Origin of the sequence: uncultured Tenacibaculum sp., from assembly GCF_947494125.1 — a bacterium.
Taxonomy (GTDB): domain Bacteria; phylum Bacteroidota; class Bacteroidia; order Flavobacteriales; family Flavobacteriaceae; genus Polaribacter.
Genome location: NZ_CANLTU010000025.1, coordinates 1 through 5,626, shown reverse-complemented (window position 1 = coordinate 5,626; position 5,626 = coordinate 1). Strand labels below are relative to the sequence as shown.

Here is a 5,626-nt window from a genome sequence, read left to right as displayed (position 1 = left end):
TTGTACACAAACAGTAACAGTTGTAGACAATATCAATCCAACGATCAGTGCTTGTCCATCAGCAGTTACAGTAAATGCAATTTTAGGATGTAGTGTTGCATTGACAGATATAAATTTAGGAAATATTACAGCTACAGATAATTGTACAGCTTCAAGTAACCTTAATATAAGTAATAATGCACCTGCAGTTTTTTCAATTGGAAATACTACAGTAGTGTGGACGGTAGTAGACCTTTCTGGAAATGTTATTACATGTAATCAAATAGTAACAGTAAATTGTATTGATACTGACGGTGATGGTATACCAGATACTACAGATTTAGATGATGATAATGATGGAATTCCAGATACAGCAGAAGGGACAGGAGATACTGATGGAGATGGAATTATAGATAGCCTAGATTTAGATAGTGATAATGATGGAATTTTAGATGTAGATGAAGGCGGAAATGGATCATTAGATGTAAATGGAGATGGAGTTATTGATATTAATGATGGAGCTTCTGGAGCAGATACAAATGGAGATGGTCAAGCAGATAATTCAGTAGATCTAGATGAAGAGCCAGATACTGATGGTGACGGAGTACCAGATTATAAAGATTTAGATAGTGATAATGATGGAATTAATGATGTAATTGAGAATGGAAATGGATTATTAGATACAAATGAAGACGGTGTAATAGATTCAAATGATGCTGGAGGATCGGATTCAGATGGCGATGGAATATCAGATAGTATCGATGGTGATACTTCAGGCTTTGGAGAAGGTAATGGAGGAACAGCAGATACAATAGATTCAGATGGCGATGGAGTACCTGATTATCAAGATTTAGATAGTGATGATGATGGAATAAATGATGTTGTTGAAGGAGGTAACCCAGATAGAGATGGAGATGGTCAAATAGATAATCCAAATAATGATTCAGATGGGGATGGAATTCCTGATGATTCTGATGGATCAAATGGATTTGGTGATGCTAATGATCCAGATAATGATTCAGATCCAATAGATCCAAATAGTGGAGGAAGTGGAGTTGTAGGAGATAGTGGTACAGATACTGATGGGGATGGTATATCAGATAGTGTTGACGGATTAAACGGATTTGGTGATGCAATTGATACTGATGGAGATGGTATATCAGATGCTATAGATTTAGATGATGATAATGATGGAATCCCAGATACAGCAGAAGGAACAGGAGATACTGATGGAGATGGAATTATAGATAGTCTAGATTTAGATAGTGATAATGATGGAATTTTAGATGTAGATGAAGGCGGAAATGGATCATTAGATGTAAATGGAGATGGAGTTATTGATATTAATGATGGAGCTTCTGGAGCAGATACAAATGGAGATGGTCAAGCAGATAATTCAGTAGATCTAGATGAAGAGCCAGATACTGATGGTGACGGAGTGCCAGATTATAAAGATTTAGATAGTGATAATGATGGAATTAATGATGTAATTGAGAACGGAAATGGATCATTAGATACAAATGAAGATGGAGTAATAGATTCAAATGATACTGGGGGAGACGATTCAGATGACGATGGAATATCGGATAGTATAGATGGAGATACTTCAGGATTTGGAGAAGGAACTTCTGGAGAAGGAGATACAATAGATACTGACGGAGACGGAATTTCAGATTATCAAGATTTAGATAGTGATGATGATGGGGTTAATGATGTAGTTGAAGGAGGAAATTCAGATATTGATGGAGATGGTCAAGTAGATAATCCAATGGATGATACCGATGGTGATGGAATTGCAGATAGTGTTGATGGACTTGATGGTCATGGAGATGCAAATGATCCTAATAATGATTCAGATGCAATTGATCCTAATAGTGGGGGAAATGGTGTAGTTACAGATAGTGGTTCAGATTCTGATGGTGATGGTATAGCAGACAGCGTTGATGGGTTAGATGGATTTGGTGATGCTTATAAAGATGATTGTATAAAAGACGAAAATTATATTATGACTCCAAATGGTGATAGTTTGAATAATTATTTGCATATTGAATGTATTGATAATCCAGAATACATAAATAATACTTTAGAGATATTCAATCGTTGGGGTAACGTTGTATATAAAGTGAATGGTTATTCAAATATTGATAGTACTAAGAGATTTGAAGGAATTTCAAATGGACGAGCAACTATAAGTATTGATGATAAATTGCCAGTTGGAACTTATTTTTATAAATTAAATTTAGGTAATGGAACACCAATAAGAAAAGGATGGGTATATATAAATCGATAATTATTAGTATTTTAGAGTAGAATAAATTGATGTATAAAAGTTAAAGTGAAATGAAATTAAGTTTAATCTTAGTATTTAGTATGTGTTTTATATTAAATATAAAGGCACAACAAGATCCCCAATATACACAGTATATGTATAATACAATGAGTGTAAACCCAGCTTATGCAGGATCTAGAGGACATGGAGTTATTACAGCTATTGGTAGAGCTCAGTGGGTTGGTTTTGACGGAGCACCAGAAACACAGAATTTAAGTTATGACACTCCTTTAGGCTACTCAGGTTTAGGTTTAGGAGTAAATTTAGTAAATGATAAAATCGGACCATCGCATGAAATTTATTTAGATGCTAATGTCTCATATACTGTTGAAACTGGAGAACTCGGTAATTTAGCTTTTGGTTTGCGTTTAGGAGGTAGAATTTTAAATATTGACTGGACTAAGGGAACGGTCCAGGATGTAGAAAATTTCCCTCCTGTAAATAAATTTCTACCTACAATTGGAGCAGGTATTTATTATCATGCACCTGAATGGTATGTAGGTTTATCTGTGCCTAATATTTTGAGAAAAGAACATTATGATGCAGAAAATACAATAGGTGAAACAGCAGTAGAAAGAATGCATTTCTTCTTAATAGCAGGCTATGTTTTTGATATAAATGAAGATTTGAAATTTAAACCAGCTGCTTTATTAAAAGGAGTTTCAGGTGCACCATTATCATTAGATATATCTGGTAATTTTTTATTTAATGAAAAATTTAGAGTTGGTTTAGGTTGGAGATGGGGCGATTCTATTAGTGGGCTTTTAGGGTTTCAAGCTTCAGATTCTTTGTTAATAGGTTATTCATATGATTTAACAACTTCTAATTATAATGTAACAAATTCAGGAACACATGAAATTATGTTACGTTATGAATTATTAAAAAATATTAGATATAGATCTCCCCGATTTTTTTAAAATAACATTTTATGAGTTTAAAAAATACGTTATTACTAATAATATTGGTGATTTCTATTAAGAGTTATGGGCAAAGCAAAAAAGTAGCAGATCGTTATTTTGAAGAGTTTTCATACGTCCAATCTGCAAAATTATACAAAGCACTAATAGAAGAGAAAGGAGATAGTTCTAAGCATGTAATAAGTCGTTTAGCCGATTCTTATTATAATAATGCAGATACAGAAAAAGCAGAAGGTTGGTATAAGAAACTAGCTAATATTTATAAAGCTAATCTTGAAGATAAATATTTATTTAAGTATGCTCAAGTATTAAGGAGTAATGGTAAATATAAAAAGTCAGACTCTATTTTTTTAACATTAGCTTCGGCTGATAAAAATAATAGAAAAGAAGAATTAAAAAAAGAGAACTACCTGTTGGACTATTCTTCAAATAAGAATACAAGAATAGGAGTACGAAATTTAGCAATAAATACTCCATTTTCTGATTTTGGAGGAATAATACTTAACGGGAAGTCTTATTATACTTCAGCAGCACCTAAAGGAGGAAAAAAAGAACGTATTTATAAATGGAATAATCAACCATTTTTAAATATATATAAAGCAGAGGAAGAAATTCAAACATTAGAAGATAATGTAAAGGATACAGTTCTAACACTTGTAAACCATCGTTTGATGGATGTACCTATTAGTTCGGACTATCATGAATCTACTCCAATTTTCACTAAAGATGGTAGGACCATTTATTTTACTCGTAATAATGTAAATGGAAAAAAGGTAGGAAGAGATAAAAAAAATACGTCTAATTTAAAAATATATAAAGCAAATTTTGTAAATGGTTTTTGGGTTAATGTAAGGGAACTTCCATTTAATGGAGAAGAATATTCTGTGGGGCATCCAGCATTGAGTCCAGATGAAAAAACAATGTATTTTGTTTCTAATATGCCAGGAGGTTTTGGAGCTACTGATATCTATAAAGTTGATATATTAGAAAATGACGAGTATGGTACACCTGTAAATTTAGGTAAAACTATTAATACTTCTGATAAAGAAATGTTTCCTTTTATAGGTGAAGATAATACTTTGTATTTCTCATCAAACGGACATTTAGGGTTGGGACTCTTAGATATATTTCAGTCAAAAATTAATAATGATTCAACTTATTCGCCAGTTAAAAATTTAGGACATCCATTCAATAGTAAAAGAGATGATTTTTCATTTTATATTAATGAAACGGGTAAAAAAGGATTCTTTTCATCAAATAGAAAAAAAGGAAAAGGTGATGATGATATTTATAGTTTCTTTATTTATTCAGATCCTCCAATTTGTAAACAATCTTTTGAAGGTGTTGTAACGGAAACTGTCAATAAGACACCTGTGGATGGAGCAACAGTAAAATTAGTTAGTTTAGAGGGGAAAGTTGTTATGGAAGCGATATCTGATATAACTGGTAGATATATTTTTAACGATGTTTTATGCGATAAAAATTATACTGTTTTAGCAAGTAAACTTGATCATAAATCAACTAGTAAGAGAAAAGTTAAAATTGTTAAGGGAGAAAAAACTCAAGTAAATTTAGATTTAATACCTTTAATTATAGGTAATCAAATAGTTATAAACCCTATTTATTTTGATTATAATAAATCTGTTATACGAGAAGATGCACAATATGAATTAGAAAATATTGTAACTGTGATGACGAATCATCCAGAAGTAATTATAAAAATTGAATCTCATACAGATAGTAGAGGTCCAAGTGATTATAATAGAAAATTATCAGATAAAAGAGCTAAATCAACTAGAGACTATATTTTATCAAGAGGTATTGTTAAAAACAGAATTATTAGTGCTATAGGTTTTGGTGAGGATCAATTACTAAATAACTGTAACAATGCTAATAAAAATAAATGTTCAGAAGAAGAACATCAAAAAAATAGGCGATCTTATTTCTATATAGTAAAAGGAACTGATAAAATTAAAGCCAGACAAGAAGCAGAAAAAATAGCAGTGCAAAAGAGAATACATAAAAGAAACAATTTTTTACAATTCTTAAGAAAAAATTTCAAAAAATCTAATAAATCTTCTAGGGCTGAAGATAGTAAATGCCTTAAAGGAGAGGAAACAAATTGTAATGATAAAAAGAATATTCAAATAGAGTACAAAAACTAATTTAATTTACAACAAAGTATATAATTAATTCCTTTTATAATTGACGTATTTATATTACCAAAAGGTAATTTTAAACGGGTTATAAAAGGAATTTATAGTATAAATATATGTCTGAAAGAATAAATAGGAAGTATGTACTTCTATTTATGTTTTAAAACAAGAAGAGAAGAGAAGAGAAGAGAAGAGAAGAGAAGAGAAGAGAAGAGAAGAGAAGAGAAGAGAAGAGAAGAGAAGAG

The 5,626-nt window shown here is 31.2% G+C and carries 3 protein-coding genes; all 3 read left to right on the top strand.

Going from position 1 to position 5,626, the window contains the following annotated elements; all coding sequences use genetic code 11:
• The coding region (locus Q0881_RS17570; RefSeq protein ID WP_299163241.1) for a gliding motility-associated C-terminal domain-containing protein at nt 1-2,269 on the top strand (2,269 nt) is incomplete at its 5' end.
• A gap of 50 nt (nt 2,270-2,319) precedes the next feature.
• A complete protein-coding gene (locus tag Q0881_RS17565) occupies nt 2,320-3,225 on the top strand; it encodes a type IX secretion system membrane protein PorP/SprF (RefSeq protein ID WP_299163238.1) in 906 nt (301 codons plus the stop codon).
• Nucleotides 3,226-3,236: 11 nt separating this feature from the next.
• Nucleotides 3,237-5,390: an OmpA family protein gene (locus tag Q0881_RS17560; protein ID WP_299163236.1), complete on the top strand. Its 2,154-nt coding sequence runs from the start codon at nt 3,237-3,239 to the stop codon at nt 5,388-5,390.
• Nucleotides 5,391-5,626: the final 236 nt, after the last annotated feature.

Bases quoted from the DNA above. Each gene is read 5' to 3' on its own strand.
- Q0881_RS17565 (WP_299163238.1), top strand. From the start codon at position 2,320: ATGAAATTAAGTTTAATCTTAGTATTTAGTATGTGTTTTATATTAAAT.
- Q0881_RS17560 (WP_299163236.1), top strand. From the start codon at position 3,237: ATGAGTTTAAAAAATACGTTATTACTAATAATATTGGTGATTTCTATT.